Genomic DNA, 14,430 nt, shown 5'->3' with positions numbered 1-14,430 from the left:
AGGACCCGATTTTGCTCCCCGAACTCACGGCAGCATAATCAAATAACTGACCTGCACGGTGTCGAGACAACTCCACCACTCAGCGGGACGTAACCGGCCGGAAGGTCCCTACTCGACTAAGGTCGCACCCAGCGGGAGGCGGGCCGGCTTGGCCGTCGGCGCCCCGTATGCGCGCCCGCAGCGGATCTGTGCTCGATGCCGGCCCAGGCATTCTCTCCGGCGGGCCGGGTGCCGGGACGGGCTGTGTCAGTCTGATGGGTCACATCGACGTGCCTGCGCGGCAGTCGTGGACGGGGGACAGGCCGGCGGGCCCGCCGGCGGGGATGCCGGGCGGGCCCATCGGGTGTGCGGCTGTCCGCGGCAGACAGCTTGCGCCTCTTGGGATCAGCGGCTAGCCGGGGTGTCGTCGCCGTCGGTGGTGATGCGCTCCTTGCGGACTTCCTCCGTGACGGTTTCTTCGCCGGTGATGGTTTCCTTACCCATGCGGACCCGTTCGACCGGGACGGTTTCCTTTGTCACGACCGGGCGTTCCTCGTGGAGGATGACTTCGTGTTCTTCTTCGCTGAGTTCAGCCCCGGCCATGGCTTCGCCGCGGTTCTCCTCGGTGATGGGTTCGCGCTCCAGGACGACTTCTTCGCGGCTGACCGGGACCGTGGTGGTGACGTTCTCGGTCACGACGTGCTTACGGAGCCGCATCCGCCCGGCTTCCACTTTCTCGGTTCCGACGTTCAGGCGCTCCTCGGAGCGGGTCATGGCATCATCGGTGGTCGGGCCGGAGGTGTCGTGCCCGACGGTCTCCCGGCCGGTCGGTTCCCGGCCGGACGCGGTGTCCTGGTCCGTCAGGTTGCGGGTCCTGTTGCCCGTGCTGCCGAGGTTGTAGTGGCGGTAGAGCTCGTCTTCCTCTTCCGGGGTGATGCTGCCGTCTGCTTCGACGCGGGGGGCATCCTTGACCTGGTCCTTGGTGTAGGGGACGGTCAGGTCGTTGCCTGTGAGGGAGGCTTCGGCCAGGGGCACGAAGGTTTCGGAGGTACCGAACATGCCGGTCTTGACTGTCGCGAAAGAGGGGTCCCCGCTGTGGTCATCGAGGTAGATCTGGCCGATGCTGCCGACTTTTTCCCCGTCGGAGGAGTAGACGGTGGTTTTTCCGGCGAGTAAGGTGTCGACGTCGTGGGTGCTGATCATTTTTTCTCCTGTTGATTGTGGCTTCAGGCAGGGGCCCCTGACGCCGTTTCTTCGCTGGACCAAACGATTTGCGGTTGATGTTGCCGGCCTCGCGGGCCTACAGGTATGACGGGCTCCGGACCAGGATCGTCACGCTCAATTGATGTGATCTGCGCCACAGGCACCGGCGGCTATCAGGCCAGGTCGCCGTCCCGGATCAGTGCGGTGAATTCCCGGCGCAGGGAACCGGAACGGAAGCGGGCCGGCAGCAGGCTGTGTTCGACCTCCTGCGCGGCGCGAAGAGCGTCCCGTCCGGTCTCGGTGATTCTCACCTGGTAGCTGCGCCGGTCCGTCGCGCTGCGGCGCCGGGAGACATAGCCCGCGGCTTCCATCCGGGCGAGTACCCGGCCCAGCGTCTGGCCCTGGACCCGGATCAGGACGGCCAGGGCTTCCTGGGTCACCGGTCCAGCTAAGGCCAGACCTTTGAGCGCGAGGACCCCGGCGTGGTTCAGCCCGACACGGGCCAGGGAATTATCCCACCGCCGCTCCACGGAGCGCGCCGCCATGGACAGCAGCTGATGGGTTGACCACCGGGGCCGCTCCGGAATCGGCGGGCTGTCCGCTCCGGCAGTGCCGGGTTCCGGGGTCCTGCCATCGGCTGCCACGGTGGATCTCCTTTGGTTGAGTGGGGCCCTGAAGCCGGAACGGGGGTACGGGGCGGGTCAGGAGCGGTGCGCGCCGGCACCCCTTGACGCGTCGACCGGCAGGTGCTTCTGCGCCGCGTCCTTGATCTGTTCGGTGGCCGGGGGGGCGTTCTGGGCCTCGGCCTTGATCCGGGGGGCCTCTTCTTCTGCCTTGTTCAGGTACTGCTCCCAGCGGGCGGACATCGGCTTGATCAGACCGCCGCCGACACCGACAACCAGGATCCCGACGATGGCCGCGAGCACGGCGATCAGGATCGGGGTGGTCACGGTGGTGGCGATATCAACTTGGTTCAGGGCCGCGATGATACCGATGCCGAGGATGAAGATACTGGCGATGTTCGCCAGCGTTTTCCCGTAGGAGAGCCCGCCGAGGGATCCCTGGATAAGGGTTTTCACGGCGGCAGCGACCGCAGCGGAAATGATCACGATGATGATCGCCACCACGATGCGGGGCAGGAACGCGATGATCGAGGCGAGCAGCGTGGTGACCGGGTTGGGTCCGAAGACGCCGAACGCGAATTGGAGGACGAACAGCACCAGGGCGTAGTAGATGATCTTGGAGATGATGTCGCTGGCATCGAGCGAGGAGTTCGCCAGCGCCTTCTTCACGCCTCCGCGCTCGACTGCCCGGTCGAAACCGACCTTGTGCAGGAGCTTGGACAGGGCCTTGGAAATGGCCTTGGCAATCAGTAGTCCGATGATCAGGATGACCAGGAACAGGGCCAGTTTGGGGACGAAGTCCACGACGGTGGCCAGACCGGCTTTGAGTGTATCTTCCATTTAATTTCCTCAGGATTCAGGGGGTGGTGCGAACGGGAGAGAAAGTCTTCCGGGCAAACTAAACACGGCCTTCCCCACAAAAGCAAGCATGCTTAGTAATGTGGCGCCAAGGAGGCCCGTGCCTCCGCCTGGTCCGGCCAACCCGCCAACCCGCCAACCCGCCAACGACCAAAGAGGGCCGGGCATCGGGCGGCTTTCACGGGTGCCGACGCGCGAACCGGGGGCGTACTGTGAAGGAAGTCACGGACCATGCCAACCTGTTGACATGGTCGGTGCGCAGCGGAGCCCCGCACCTCGCGGCACTATACCGCCCACCGGAAGGACATCCCATGGACGAAAACGACAAAAAACCTGCACCCGGTAGCGGTGGAACCGCGGCCGAAGCAGAGCGGAAGGCCCGCGGTGCAGGATCCGACGGAACCATTCCGGTATCAGATAAAGGGATCTCGCTGACAACGACTGACGACGGGTCCAATTTCAATCAGGAAGAGGACGCCCCGGCCGCACCAGGCGGGCCCGGCCGGGCCGGGCCGCAGACGTAAAGCCGCCGTGTCCCGGGAAACCCCGCCCCCCGAGGAGATCCCCTCGCTGCCGACCCGCGGTCCTGGATTTTGGATCCCTGCAGTGGTCCTGCCTCTGCTGTTTCTGGGCGCCGCGGCTGCCACATTCGTCCTGGGCTCGGGTCCGGTCGCTCTCATTCTCGGCAGCGGCCTTGTGCTGGGCGCGGTATCGGCGCTGGCCTTCTACGCCTCAGGAGTTCGGCGCCGTCGACGGGAGCGGCACTGAACCCGGGCAACTGCCCCTACCGCCGGCCGGGATAGTGATGCAGATCACATAATTCTGGCGTGACGAATGCCGGGCGGGGTGCGTCTTATTTGCGTAGGCGTCTCCGTGGCGCCGCGACAATCTCGTATGAACACCTATTTCAGGAGTGATTTTTGTGAGCACACAGCCCCAGAGCAAAACCCCCGCAGGCGTGCAGTCCGCTTCCGCGGCGGTGCCGGCCAAGGCTGGTAAGGACGGGCGTGGGGCCACCACGATCGCCGACGGCGTCGTGGCGAAAATCGCCGGTATCGCGACCAAGGACATCGCGGGCGTTTACGCTCTCGGCGGCGGGGGCGCCCGCGTGTTGGGGTCCCTGCGCGAAGCCGTGGGCCAGAAGGACCTGACCCAGGGCGTGTCGGTTGAAGTCGGCCAGACTCAGGTAGCCGTCGACATCACCCTTGTCGTGGAGTATCCCCACCCGCTGCAGAAGGTCGCCGATGACGTCCGCGACGCCGTCTTCACCGCCGTCGAAGACCTGGTCGGCATGGAAGTCACCGAAGTCAACGTCACCGTCACCGATATCCACGTCGCCTCCGACGATGATGAGTCCGATGACGAGAAGCGCGCAGCGTCCACCCGCGAAGCGCGCGTCTCATGAGCCCCACGCTGTCCGGTATCGCGATCGGAGCGACCCTCGCCCTTGCGGCCCTGGCTTTCGGGTTCTGGGGATTCCTCCTCGTGGCACTCTTTATGGCTCTCGGGGCGGTCCTGGGCCGCACCGCTGAAGGCCGGCTCGATCTGACCGGAGTGTTCGACGCCCTGCGCGGCAAGCGCTCCTCCTCGTGAGCGCCGGCACCATCGCCCGTCCCGATACCGCCCCCGCACCGCCCCCGGGCTCCCGCCGCACCGGCCATACCAGAATCACCTCGGCAGCGCTGCACCACACCGTCGAAGCCATCACAGCGGCCGCCTTCGGGATCCCTGCCCGGGAAGTCAAGGCCCGCATCCACGATGACCACGGACACCTGGCCGTCACCGTCACCGTCGCGGTGGCGCTGGCCGTGCCGTCCCTGACCGACGCGGCCCGAAACACCGGCATTGTTGCGGCAACTGGCGGGACCCTTTATGAACGGGCCGAACGGGCACGCGCCGAGATCATCGACGGTGCGATGGACATCGCCGGGGCAACGGTGGCACAGGTCGATATCCGCCTCACCGGCCTCTACCAAGTGAAAAAGGAGGGCGCACTCCGATGAGCACCCCCCTGCACATCCGACGCATCGGCCGCCGCGAAATTCACCGGTCACGGGCGTTGACATCAATTATTACCGCGGCCGCGCTGATCCTCCTGTTGCTCTGGCTGGGCACGGAAACCGTGCTGGCCCTGACCGGGAAATCACCGCTGCTGGCCTCACCGGACCAGGTCGGGCAATGGTTGGGGCACCTCGCGACCGCCACTATCCCGGCCGGACTCATCGCGGCCGGCCTGGGCCTGGTTCTGGCCGGCCTCTTCTACGTGCTGCTGGCCCTGCGGAGCGGGCACCGGTCCCGCCACATCCTGGCCAGCGACAGGGCTGCTGTCGTCGTCGACGACGATGTCATTGCCGCGGGCGTGTCCCGGCGTGCCCGCACCGCCTCGGGCCTGGCCCCCGAACAGGTCACCACCACGATCGGAAAACGCACTGTCGACGTGCTGATCCACGCGAGCTCCGGAACCACAATCGATATGGCGGCCGCAGAGGCGGCGGTCCGGGATGAAATTGAACGTTACGGGCTCTCCGCGCCACCACGGATCAAGGTTCGCACGAGCACGAAAGGAGCGTTGGGCATATGAGCGGGACTCATCGCGGCCTGAACAGGCTGCTGCTCGGACTCTTCGGGCTCCTCCTGACCGGCGCCGGCGTGCTGATCGGCGCCGCGGGCCTGTTCCCAGGCATCGCCGCACGCTGGGAAGCGGCGGGAACGTCCCTGCGGGAGGACGCGGCCACCGCCCTGTCCAGCGCACCCATTGCCGGTACATCCACCAGTTGGTGGACCGTCGGAGCTCTGGCCCTGGCGGTGATCGTCATGGTCCTGCTCCTCGCCTGGATCAGCTCCCAAGGCGGCGGACGCACCAACCGGGCCGGACGCCGCCAGGATCCGGCCAAGAACGGCACCACCTACGTGGAGACCCCACTGGTGGCAGCGGCCATCCGCGACGCCGTCAGCGGGGACGACCGGATCATCTCCGCCTCTGTGAGCACCTGGAAAGTGAAACGCTCCGACGGACTCAAACTCACCCTCCAGGCCCGCAAAGGTGTCTCCCCTAAAGACCTGGCGGTCCGCGGGGAAGAACTCCTCAGTGGCCTCGATAACCTGCTCGGAGACCAGGGCCCGGTCCTGATCCGCATCACCGCCGGGCTGCGCTCCAGTCTCTCCGGCACCGACCGCGTCCGCTGACCACCGACGGGCCGCAGAGCATCAGCGCCGCCCAAAAGCCGAACAACAACAAACCACTCACCAAAGGACACCCCCATGGGCATCGATGACAAAGCAGACTACACCGTGCAAAATCACCTTGGCGCCGCCAAGGAAGACGCCGGTCACCTCACCGGCGATCGCGGACTCGAACGCGAGGGCCAGAAGGACCAGGCCGCCGCAGGCATGAAAGAAGCCGGCGAGAAAGCCAAAGACACCGCAGCCGACATCGGTGAAAACATTAAAAACGCCGCCCGCAAGCTTAAAGAGGGTTTCAGCAAGTAAGCTGCGCACCACCGTTCTCCCGCCCGCGGCACCCATTCGCCGGGGCGGGAGACCTTGACCTACCGCCGCGAACGGCTCTCGAGGGCACCGGCTCCTACCACCAAAGGGGAGATTTTGAGCGCACCCACGGCCCGTCAGGATGCCCTCGCCGAGGCCAGCGATGACCTGCTCGCCCGGCGGGCCGGCGACGGAGACATGGAGGCCTTCGAGGGCCTGGCACGAAGGTACGGCACGATGATGCGCGCCTACGCCCGCCGCGTTCTCGGCTCAACCACAGACGTTGACGACGTCGTCCAGGAGGCCCTGATCCAGGCCTGGAACCAGATTGACGGCCTCCGTGACGCGGCCGCCGTTAGGCCCTGGCTGCTGCGGATCACCGGCAATCGGGCTCTGGACGTCCTCCGCCGACGCAAGCCCCACGCACCCATCGAACACTTTCCTGGCCTGCCCGACCCTGCCCCGGGACCGGAATCCTCAGCCGTTACAACATCCGGCACACGGGCTCTTGAAAATGCCCTGGCCGCTCTGCCGGAAGAACAACGCCGATGTTGGGTGTTGCGTGAGTTAGGCGGGCAGTCCTATGAAGACATTGCCGAAACGCTCAACATCAGCCAGGCCACCGTCCGCGGACGGCTGGCCAGAGCACGGACCACACTGGCCCGGGAAATGGAGGACTGGCGATGAACGACACGACCGACACCGGCTGCGGACGCACCATCGAAGACCTCAGCGACTACCTCGACAACGGCACCACCGATGATCTCGACCACATCAGCACCTGCCCGCAGTGCCAGGCCGGGCTGGCCGGGCTGCGCAGGCTGCAGGAGATCACCAACGACCTTCTGGCCGAAGACCTAGCCGAGGCCGGCCGGGACGACTCGCCCTGGCTGGAGAGCATCCTCGCCAACCTGAACCTGGAGATGAAAGCCGGGCGCAGCATCCCGCTCGCACCAGAGCTCCCCGGAGATCTGCTCTTCCAGACCGAGGGAGCCCTCACCGGCCTCGTACGGTCCGTCGGAGACACCATCGAAGGCATCATGATCGGTAAATGCCGCTTCACCGGAAACGTCACCGTCACGGGAACACCGATCATCCTCGACGTGAACGTCTCGGCCCGTTACGGCTACCGGCTCCCCGAGCTCGCAGCCACCCTGCGCACCGCACTGGATGCCGCCCTGGCAACCCACTCCGAACTGAACATCACCGAACTGAACATCACCATCACCGAACTCCGGCCACCTTCTCCCTCCGGAACGAAAGGACAGGACAATGACCGACACCGCCCGGCTCCGTGAACTCATCCTGTCCCTGGAAGGAGTCCAAACCCTCTACCCGGCAGACCCGGCCTGGAAGAGCACGGCCCGCCGGATCCGGGCGGCACTGGACCCGGACGCCGGTGACCCGGACCCGGAGTACATGCGCCTCAGCACCGAAGGGACATCAACTACCGTCAGCGTCCGGGTCGGAGCCGACGGCACGGTCCCGGCCGCCGACCTCGCCCGCACCATCGCCGCAACTCTTCGCACCAGCCTCGACGAGGACCTGTCAGGACACGCCGTGAACGTCACAGTCGAGGTCAGCTCCATCCGCCACCGCCCGGATCCGCTCCGGACAGGCCCGACACCGTGATCGGCCAGCCGGCGCCCGCCCCCTCCGGAACCGGGCGCACCCCGCAGCCCACCCCAGCAGCGCACACAGCAATCCACGCCGAGACCTCGCACTGGACCACACTCCAGCCCACAGCCGGGACCACCGGCCCCCGGGTCCCCTCCGCCGACGAACAGTCATGGGAACGATCCATGGACCACCACCTCGACGCAATTATCAGCCTCGACACCCCAACGGACACCGTCCACGTCGACATTGACGGCAGCCTCACCAGAGTCTCCCGGGACGCCCTGATCGGCATTACCGGCAGAATCCGGCAGATACGGGCCACTTCACACATCCAGGTGCACCTGGGCCGCGCCGCGTTCGTGGAGTCAGCGGCTCTTGCCGGGCTGCGCACGGACCTGGAAGCCGCAGACCACCGACCCGGGGACCCGCCTGTGAGGGGCCGCGGCGTTTCTCTCGACATACGTCCCCGCGAAAGCACCGGGGCGCTGACTTCTCGGTCCGCAGCCACCCCGGGCAACGGCCACCGCACCCCCCTGAGTAAATTCACCGACGATGACCTGCTAACGGCCAGTGATTTTGCCTTCGCCTGGCTCGATGACGAGAACGGATGCCCTGACACCGACGTGTCCGAAATGCTCGCCCTGTATGAGCTCATCGGCAAGGAGATGTCCGGCCGGGGCGGCTGCACTTTCCCTGACCCGCCTCACCCGGAGGCGGCCCCCATGACCGGCACGCACCGGCCGGAGTCTCCAACAGATCCGGACGGCCGGGCACCATCGGAACTAGCATTGATTCGCCACGATGGATGAACAAGTTATGCCCGGGAAATATGTATAGATGCCAGTGTGGTCCGGGCCGCGTTCGAACTCCGCATAACGGGCCACCGCGGCCGCGGCTCCGGTGCAGGCATCAGCCCCGGAGCGAACGGCGCTTCGGCGTGGGCCGTCGGTGAGTAACGTGTCCATGCTGGTGTTCGAACTCACGTATGCGTGCGCCGTGTCGCCTGTGGATTTGATCCCTATCTGGCGGCGTTCTGTGATCGCTCGGTGTCGCACCAGCGTCCGTACGCCGATCCTTTACAGGGCGCTACCTCGACTTGGCCGGTTGGGTGCGAGGATCTGTTGGATGGCCGGCGCCAGGATACCGATCAGTTCTTCGGTTTCTGTGTTGAGGAGTGTTGGTACGCCGATGATCCGGCGGCCTGTCACCACCCCGACCAGCATGGAAGCTGCGAGGCCGGCCCGCAGTGCCGCATCGGCGTCGGTACTCTCGGTCGTGCCGTCCATCAGCCGTGCCTGGATGAACTCGCGGAGCTGCCCCACCCCCTTGTCGTTGACAATGGCGCCGCGCAGCATGGCCATCAGAGGCTCCGACTCTTCCGGCGGTCCTTCCCAGGCGCTGAGGTAGGCGCGGACAACCCGTTCACCCAGGTGTTCGTCCGGGCCCTCGAATGCCGTGCTGAATCTTTCCAGGGCAGACGGCGGCACGGCCATCACTGCGGCGAAGAGCTCGTCCTTGGACTTGAAGAACTGCATCACCTGGGAGGCGTCCACCTCCGCATCGGCGGCCACCACCCGGATGGTGGTGGCGGCGAAGCCGTCGGAAGCGAACCTGGCGCGGGCGGCGTCCAGTACGGCCTGTCGCGTGGTGGACGGTCCGGGCCGCCTTCCGCGGCGGGCCTTCGGGGCTGACGTTTTAGGTTCCGGCATGTCCTCAATCTATCGGCCCTCCAAAGTTTTCTCAACGCTTGTTGAGTTAATTCGGAATCGGGCGTACGCTCGCAGCAGTTCGGAAAGTAATTTCCCGGGTCCCAGACCAGAGGAGCTCCCATGAGCGATGACCAGAAGCTGTTGTTCCGTCCCACCCGTTGCCGGCGCCGCGGACAGGGGTGCTGACCGGTTTTGATCCCGGGACCCGGACGCTGGCGGCCGGGTACCAGGTGGCGCCGCAGTTCCGGCCCCTGCCGGTCGACGTCGTCTTCGAGAAGGACGTTTCCCTCCAGCTGCGTGACGGCGTGACGATCCACGTGGACATCTTCCGCCCTGCCGGCGTCGAAAATGTTCCGGTGATCGTGGCGTGGAGCCCGTACGGAAAGGGCCAAGGCACCTCCCTGAGCGTGATGGGCGTCTTCGGGCTGGTGGGCCTGCCGAACAGTGTCGTGTCCGGGCTGGAAAAGTTTGAGGCCCCGGATCCGGCGTACTGGTGCGCACAGGGCTACGCCGTGTGTAACCCGGACGTTCGAGGGGTGGTGGACTCCGAGGGCGACAGTGTGCTGTGGGACCGCCAGGAAGGCCGCGACTGCTACGACCTCATCGAGTGGCTGGCCGACCAGTCCTGGTGCTCCGGCAAGGTGGGCATGAGCGGGACCTCGTACCTGGCGGTGTCGCAGTGGTTCACCGCCGCCGAGCAGCCACCGCACCTGGCAGCCATCAACCCCTGGGAAGGTGTCAGCGATGTGTACCGCGACCTGGTGATGCGCGGCGGCATGCCCGACACCGGCTTCGCCCAGCAACTCCAGGACGGCAGCTTCTTCGGCAAGAACCGCAAGGAAGACATCCTTGCCGAAGTCGAACGCTACCCATTGATAACGGACCTTTGGGAGAACAAGATCCCGGACTTCAGCAGCATCACCGTGCCGGCCTACGTGGTGGCCAGCTACTCCAACACCCTGCACACTGCGGGAACGTTCCGGGCCTGGCGGCGGATGGCCTCCGAGGAGAAGTGGCTTCGGATCCACAACGGGCAGGAATGGCCGGACTACTACGACGAAGCCAACGTTGAGGACCTGCGCCGGTTCTTCGACCGCTACCTCAAGGGCGAAGACAACGGCTGGGAACAGACTCCCCGCGTCCGTTACTCCGTCCTCGATCTGGAAGGCGGCGACCAGGTCGCCGTGCCCGCGGAGTCCTTCCCGCCCGCCGACGTCGCATCAACGAAGTACTACCTCGATGGCAGCACCCGCGCCCTCGCAACGACGGCTCCCGCTGCCCCGGCCGAAGTCTCCTATAAAGTGGACTTCAACCCGAACGCAGTGTCCTTCATTGTCCGTTTTGACGAGGAGACGACCCTCGTCGGCTACCCGAAGGCGCACCTGTTCGTGGAGGCGCGCGACGCCGACGACATGGACCTGTTCGTCCTGATTCAGAAGCTCGACGCGTACGGCACCCCGCTCCAGGCGTTCACCGTTCCTAACACCAGCCCGATGGCACACGACCTCACTGACCATGGGGCGACGATTCTCCGTTACAAGGGTTCGGACGGCCGGCTCCGTGTCTCCGCGCGGCACCTGGACGAAACCCTAACGACCGATGACGTGCCCGCGCACAGCTTCGACCGGATCGAAAAGCTAAGCCCAAGGGAAATTGTGGAGATCGAGATCGACCTGCTCCCCGTCGGCCTTGCGTTCCGCCCTGCCGAGCAGTTGCGCTTCGTGATCAGCTCCCGGAATCTCCTGGGGACACTCATGCCGGGGATCCATGAGTACATCGGCGCGAACACCGGCACGCACGTCATCCACACCGGAGGCGCGCACGCGTCCTACCTTGGGCTTCCCGTCCGAAAGAACTGAGGGTCCATGAACACGGAAGACCCGACCGCACCGTGGGTGCGTCTCGCAGGACAGACCACCGACACGAGCATCGACGGATTCGAACTGTTCTCCGCCCGACGCGCACTCCACCTCCTGAAAAGCCAGCTCAGCCGAGAACGGCTCCTGGAACTCCTCAGCGACGAGATCGCCGCCGGCGACGCCTTCCTCCGGGACCACCTCGACCGGTCCAGTGGCGAGGAGACGACCGGCACCAAGACCCTCCTCGCCCATGGCATCACTGCGGCGCAGTTCACGGGCTGGCTCAGTCGCGCCTTCGCCCGCGAAGATGTCATGCTCGCCGGGCACCCGGAGCACTACTCGATCCACGCCGAACCCGGCAGCAACGTCAACATAGTCGAGACCCTCGGCGAATATGTGTGCTCGTTCTTCATGCGACCCTACGTCGACAGCGTCATCGCCCACGACGGACTACCCAGCGATCAGCCGGCCGGCCGGCAATCCCACATGCTCCTTCACGACGGAACCATCGTCGGGTCGATAGCCAACGCCTTCGACTAGGAGCCCGACGGTTTCACCGCGACACTCTCCGTGACCCTTCCGGCCACGTGTGCTCCCGACGTGGTCCAACAGCACCTGGAACACTTCGCGGTCGAGTTCCGCACATGGATTCTCAGAGCGGCTGCCGAACTATCCGTGCCGGCACCGATAAGCAGCTGAAACGGCTGGGCGCCGGTACATCCCATAGCAAATGCAAGACGACATGTAACCGCCGTCTCCGAAATCTACAGGTTAAAGACATCCCAATGCTGCCGAAAACCTCGTGTGAATCGCAGCAAAAAATGGCGGTCTTTCCGCAGCGCCTAAATGTCATCTCGCAGCCCGCAAGGGGGTCGTTTGTGGACAAGTGGCAAGCAATCACGCATGAATGCCCGCCTGCCACGCGATTCTGTTCCACTGCTACCCGAACACCAAACAGGCGCGGGACATGTTTTGCCCCTCAGCGCGGGGAGATGACGTCGAGCCCGGCGAGGTATTCCTCGACGTCGAAGCCCGGAATTAGCGCCGATTGGACGATGAAGCCCTGGCACGCTCCCAGCATGACCGCGGCGTACTTGTCCGCCCGGGCCGAAGCCTCCGTGGGCGTGAGCCCCCGGGACGCGGTGTACCAGGTGGCGAGGTAGTCGGCGAAAAGTTTCTTGAGCCCGGTGACCGTTCCAGCCGCTATAAGGCGCAGGCCGGGATCGGTCATTGCCTCGGCCCAGACCTGAAGGAGAAGACCGCGGTCAACGATGTCCTCGCGGATGCTCCGCAGGAATGCCTTCAGGACCTCGTGGGGTTCGGGCAACGGATCGGAGGAGCGGACCGCGTCGATCTCATCCAGAAGGTGGTCCAGGATTTCGCGGACTGAGATCTCGATGAGTTCGTCCTTGCTCTTGAAATGGCCGTAGATCGCACCCGCCGACAGGCCGGATTCGGCAATGATGTCCGCCATCGAGGTTCCCTGAAAACCCTTCCGGCCAAAGCACCGCAGTGCAGCGCCGGCGATCTGAAGACGGCGGGCCTGGCGGTGGGCATCGGTCACTCTGGGCATGCGTCCACCTCAAAAAGAATGGTTGTTCTTGACAGATCCCCTTCAGTAACCCACTATAAAGAACAATCATTCTTTTTACCAGCCGGGAGACACTCATGTCGATCGTTCCCGCGGCCGTGCCGCACACCAAGTGGTCGCGCGTCGTCCTCGTCGCCATCGCGGCAGCGTGCATTGTCGGGGTGGTGCTGTTGGCCTTCACGTGGGCGGGCATCACGTCCTCAGCGAAGAACATCCCCCTGGCCGTCACCGGTCCTCCCGCACAGGTCCGCGCACTGGAAAAGGCGTTGGAGGACAAGGCCGGGGGAACCTTCACGATCGGCACGGTGGAGGGCAGGGATGCAGCCACGGCGCTCATCCGCTCCCGGGACGCCTACGGTGCGGTGGTGCTGGGACAGGCCCCCGAGGTAGTCACCGCCTCCGCGAACGGCACCGTGGTGAGCCAGATCCTCACCGGCCTCGCCCAGCAGCTCCAGGCCCAGATCAACCAGGCCACGGCGGCCGCAGCCGGGCCGGCGGCCGCCGGCGGGCACCCGGCACCGGTTGCCCCGCAGGTCACCGTGACCGATGTCGTCCCGCTGGCCGCGTCAGATGCGAAGGGCACCGGCCTGGCTTTGGCGGCCTTCCCGCTGGCCTTTGGCGGCATGATCGGCGGCATCCTCGTCTCGCTCGTGGTGGTGGGGAACCGGCGCCGGCTGGGCACCTTGGCGCTCTACTCGATCCTGGCAGGAGGCCTGATCGTGCAGGTGATGCAGGGTCTCTATGGCGTGCTGCAGGGTAACGTCGTGTCCAACGGGCTGGGCGCCGCGCTGGCGCTGCTCGGGACGAGTTCGTTCATCGTCGGCCTCAACGCTCTGATCGGCACGGCAGGAATCCCGGTCGGGGCCGTGACGACCATGCTGATCGCGAACCCAATCTCTGCTGCCACCGCGCCCCTGCGGCATCTGCCCGGCGTGGCCGTGCCCGCTGAACACCCAACACCCAACACCAAACACCAAACACCAGCTGAGATTATCGTGCCGCCACCCTGCCTGGACGCGGTCCCTGCACCAGGCCTTCGCCGCCCTGTCCGTCATCTCAACCTTCACTCCCGTACCCGATGGGCAGCTCGATAGCCCCCGAGCGGGCCTCCCTTCGGCAAGGAAACTCATGCCTGCTCCCTGAACCGGGCGTTTGACACAGGGTGAGGCGCTCTAGTTGTCGCCTCAACCTGTTCTCGCTGCCGAGATGTTTAGCTGCTGCGCTGGGCCGCTATTTCTGCAGGAAGGTCAGCAGTGCCTGGTTGAACTCCTCGGAGTGGCTCACGTTGCAGCCGTGTGGTGCGCCGTGGAGGACGTGCAGGTCGCTGCCCGGCACGGCTGCGTGGGTCCGTGCACCGGATCCTTCGAAGGGCACGGTTCCGTCGCCGTCCCCGTGCAGGATCAGGGTCGGGACTCTGATGTTGGGCAGGTCGTCGCGGAAGTCGGTGGTTCCGAAAGCTTCCATGCAGGCCAGTGCCGCCTTTTTGTCAGCCTGCTTGCAGA

Annotated in this window: 21 protein-coding genes; 15 read left to right on the top strand and 6 right to left on the bottom strand. The window is 65.5% G+C overall.

The window, feature by feature from the left end; all coding sequences use genetic code 11:
* Positions 1–384 precede the first annotated feature (384 nt).
* From ABIB49_RS18695 to ABIB49_RS18685, 3 genes are all read right to left on the bottom strand, one after another.
* Entirely contained in the window at positions 385–1,182 is a 798-nt protein-coding gene (locus tag ABIB49_RS18695) for a DUF2382 domain-containing protein (RefSeq protein ID WP_354157610.1), read from the bottom strand.
* Positions 1,183–1,355: 173 nt separating this feature from the next.
* On the bottom strand, positions 1,356–1,826 hold the full coding sequence (locus ABIB49_RS18690) for a MarR family winged helix-turn-helix transcriptional regulator (RefSeq protein ID WP_354157609.1): 471 nt from the start codon (positions 1,824–1,826) through the stop codon (positions 1,356–1,358).
* A 57-nt stretch (positions 1,827–1,883) separates the two neighbouring features.
* Positions 1,884–2,645: a mechanosensitive ion channel family protein gene (locus ABIB49_RS18685; protein ID WP_354157608.1), complete on the bottom strand. Its 762-nt coding sequence runs from the start codon at positions 2,643–2,645 to the stop codon at positions 1,884–1,886.
* Between the two features lie 329 nt (positions 2,646–2,974).
* Here ABIB49_RS18685 and ABIB49_RS18680 point away from each other — a divergent pair, with 329 nt between their 5' ends.
* From ABIB49_RS18680 to ABIB49_RS18625, 12 genes are all read left to right on the top strand, one after another.
* The gene (locus ABIB49_RS18680) at positions 2,975–3,187 is read left to right on the top strand and encodes a hypothetical protein (protein WP_354157607.1); all 213 of its coding nucleotides are present in this window, start codon (positions 2,975–2,977) and stop codon (positions 3,185–3,187) included.
* An 82-nt stretch (positions 3,188–3,269) separates the two neighbouring features.
* Positions 3,270–3,431: a hypothetical protein gene (locus ABIB49_RS18675; RefSeq protein WP_354157606.1), complete on the top strand. Its 162-nt coding sequence runs from the start codon at positions 3,270–3,272 to the stop codon at positions 3,429–3,431.
* Between the two features lie 154 nt (positions 3,432–3,585).
* Complete coding sequence (locus ABIB49_RS18670; protein WP_502913840.1) at positions 3,586–4,068, top strand: Asp23/Gls24 family envelope stress response protein; 483 nt, start codon at positions 3,586–3,588, stop codon at positions 4,066–4,068.
* Positions 4,065–4,256: a DUF2273 domain-containing protein gene (locus tag ABIB49_RS18665; RefSeq protein ID WP_354157605.1), complete on the top strand. Its 192-nt coding sequence runs from the start codon at positions 4,065–4,067 to the stop codon at positions 4,254–4,256. The genes ABIB49_RS18670 and ABIB49_RS18665 overlap by 4 nt, the downstream gene beginning before the upstream one ends.
* A complete protein-coding gene (locus ABIB49_RS18660) occupies positions 4,253–4,666 on the top strand; it encodes a hypothetical protein (protein WP_354157604.1) in 414 nt (137 codons plus the stop codon). The genes ABIB49_RS18665 and ABIB49_RS18660 overlap by 4 nt, the downstream gene beginning before the upstream one ends.
* Positions 4,663–5,244: an Asp23/Gls24 family envelope stress response protein gene (locus tag ABIB49_RS18655; RefSeq protein ID WP_354157603.1), complete on the top strand. Its 582-nt coding sequence runs from the start codon at positions 4,663–4,665 to the stop codon at positions 5,242–5,244. Before ABIB49_RS18660 ends, ABIB49_RS18655 begins: the two co-directional genes overlap by 4 nt.
* Positions 5,241–5,849 (top strand): hypothetical protein, encoded by a 609-nt coding sequence (locus ABIB49_RS18650; protein ID WP_354157602.1) that lies wholly within the window; start codon positions 5,241–5,243, stop codon positions 5,847–5,849. The genes ABIB49_RS18655 and ABIB49_RS18650 overlap by 4 nt, the downstream gene beginning before the upstream one ends.
* A 75-nt stretch (positions 5,850–5,924) precedes the next feature.
* Entirely contained in the window at positions 5,925–6,152 is a 228-nt protein-coding gene (locus ABIB49_RS18645; RefSeq protein WP_354157601.1) for a CsbD family protein, read from the top strand.
* Between the two features lie 114 nt (positions 6,153–6,266).
* Complete coding sequence (locus tag ABIB49_RS18640) at positions 6,267–6,836, top strand: RNA polymerase sigma factor (protein WP_354157600.1); 570 nt, start codon at positions 6,267–6,269, stop codon at positions 6,834–6,836.
* Positions 6,833–7,447, top strand: coding sequence for an Asp23/Gls24 family envelope stress response protein (locus tag ABIB49_RS18635; protein ID WP_354157599.1), 615 nt, complete (start codon positions 6,833–6,835; stop codon positions 7,445–7,447). The genes ABIB49_RS18640 and ABIB49_RS18635 overlap by 4 nt, the downstream gene beginning before the upstream one ends.
* Positions 7,422–7,781, top strand: a complete 360-nt coding sequence (locus ABIB49_RS18630) for a hypothetical protein (RefSeq protein ID WP_354157598.1) — start codon at positions 7,422–7,424, stop codon at positions 7,779–7,781. Before ABIB49_RS18635 ends, ABIB49_RS18630 begins: the two co-directional genes overlap by 26 nt.
* A complete protein-coding gene (locus ABIB49_RS18625) occupies positions 7,778–8,578 on the top strand; it encodes a hypothetical protein (protein ID WP_354157597.1) in 801 nt (266 codons plus the stop codon). Before ABIB49_RS18630 ends, ABIB49_RS18625 begins: the two co-directional genes overlap by 4 nt.
* A gap of 267 nt (positions 8,579–8,845) precedes the next feature.
* Here ABIB49_RS18625 and ABIB49_RS18620 read toward each other — a convergent pair whose 3' ends face one another.
* A complete protein-coding gene (locus ABIB49_RS18620) occupies positions 8,846–9,478 on the bottom strand; it encodes a TetR/AcrR family transcriptional regulator (protein WP_354157596.1) in 633 nt (210 codons plus the stop codon).
* 179 nt (positions 9,479–9,657) lie between these two features.
* Between ABIB49_RS18620 and ABIB49_RS18615 the strand changes: the two genes are divergently transcribed.
* Positions 9,658–11,337, top strand: coding sequence for a CocE/NonD family hydrolase (locus ABIB49_RS18615; RefSeq protein ID WP_354157595.1), 1,680 nt, complete (start codon positions 9,658–9,660; stop codon positions 11,335–11,337).
* Between the two features lie 6 nt (positions 11,338–11,343).
* Positions 11,344–11,877, top strand: coding sequence for a hypothetical protein (locus ABIB49_RS18610; RefSeq protein ID WP_354157594.1), 534 nt, complete (start codon positions 11,344–11,346; stop codon positions 11,875–11,877).
* Between the two features lie 439 nt (positions 11,878–12,316).
* On the opposite strand, the gene ABIB49_RS18605 is transcribed toward ABIB49_RS18610, so the two are convergent.
* A complete protein-coding gene (locus ABIB49_RS18605) occupies positions 12,317–12,910 on the bottom strand; it encodes a TetR/AcrR family transcriptional regulator (protein WP_354157593.1) in 594 nt (197 codons plus the stop codon).
* A 95-nt stretch (positions 12,911–13,005) separates the two neighbouring features.
* Between ABIB49_RS18605 and ABIB49_RS18600 the strand changes: the two genes are divergently transcribed.
* The gene (locus ABIB49_RS18600) at positions 13,006–14,022 is read left to right on the top strand and encodes a hypothetical protein (RefSeq protein WP_354157592.1); all 1,017 of its coding nucleotides are present in this window, start codon (positions 13,006–13,008) and stop codon (positions 14,020–14,022) included.
* Between the two features lie 136 nt (positions 14,023–14,158).
* Here the strand turns inward: ABIB49_RS18600 and ABIB49_RS18595 are convergent.
* The coding region (locus tag ABIB49_RS18595) for an alpha/beta fold hydrolase (protein ID WP_502913839.1) at positions 14,159–14,430 on the bottom strand (272 nt) is incomplete at its 5' end.

The sequence above is a fragment of the Arthrobacter sp. UYCu512 genome (assembly GCF_040547075.1).
Classification (GTDB): Bacteria; Actinomycetota; Actinomycetes; order Actinomycetales; family Micrococcaceae; genus Arthrobacter.
Note: the sequence above shows the minus strand (reverse complement) of the source record. Positions and strands in the feature narration are given on the sequence as shown.

Coding starts and splice junctions, on each gene's coding strand:
- ABIB49_RS18695 (WP_354157610.1), bottom strand. CDS start 1,182: ATGATCAGCACCCACGACGTCGACACCTTACTCGCCGGAAAAACCACC.
- ABIB49_RS18685 (WP_354157608.1), bottom strand. CDS start 2,645: ATGGAAGATACACTCAAAGCCGGTCTGGCCACCGTCGTGGACTTCGTC.
- ABIB49_RS18680 (WP_354157607.1), top strand. CDS start 2,975: ATGGACGAAAACGACAAAAAACCTGCACCCGGTAGCGGTGGAACCGCG.
- ABIB49_RS18665 (WP_354157605.1), top strand. CDS start 4,065: ATGAGCCCCACGCTGTCCGGTATCGCGATCGGAGCGACCCTCGCCCTT.
- ABIB49_RS18655 (WP_354157603.1), top strand. CDS start 4,663: ATGAGCACCCCCCTGCACATCCGACGCATCGGCCGCCGCGAAATTCAC.
- ABIB49_RS18650 (WP_354157602.1), top strand. CDS start 5,241: ATGAGCGGGACTCATCGCGGCCTGAACAGGCTGCTGCTCGGACTCTTC.
- ABIB49_RS18645 (WP_354157601.1), top strand. CDS start 5,925: ATGGGCATCGATGACAAAGCAGACTACACCGTGCAAAATCACCTTGGC.
- ABIB49_RS18635 (WP_354157599.1), top strand. CDS start 6,833: ATGAACGACACGACCGACACCGGCTGCGGACGCACCATCGAAGACCTC.
- ABIB49_RS18630 (WP_354157598.1), top strand. CDS start 7,422: ATGACCGACACCGCCCGGCTCCGTGAACTCATCCTGTCCCTGGAAGGA.
- ABIB49_RS18620 (WP_354157596.1), bottom strand. CDS start 9,478: ATGCCGGAACCTAAAACGTCAGCCCCGAAGGCCCGCCGCGGAAGGCGG.
- ABIB49_RS18610 (WP_354157594.1), top strand. CDS start 11,344: ATGAACACGGAAGACCCGACCGCACCGTGGGTGCGTCTCGCAGGACAG.
- ABIB49_RS18605 (WP_354157593.1), bottom strand. CDS start 12,910: ATGCCCAGAGTGACCGATGCCCACCGCCAGGCCCGCCGTCTTCAGATC.
- ABIB49_RS18600 (WP_354157592.1), top strand. CDS start 13,006: ATGTCGATCGTTCCCGCGGCCGTGCCGCACACCAAGTGGTCGCGCGTC.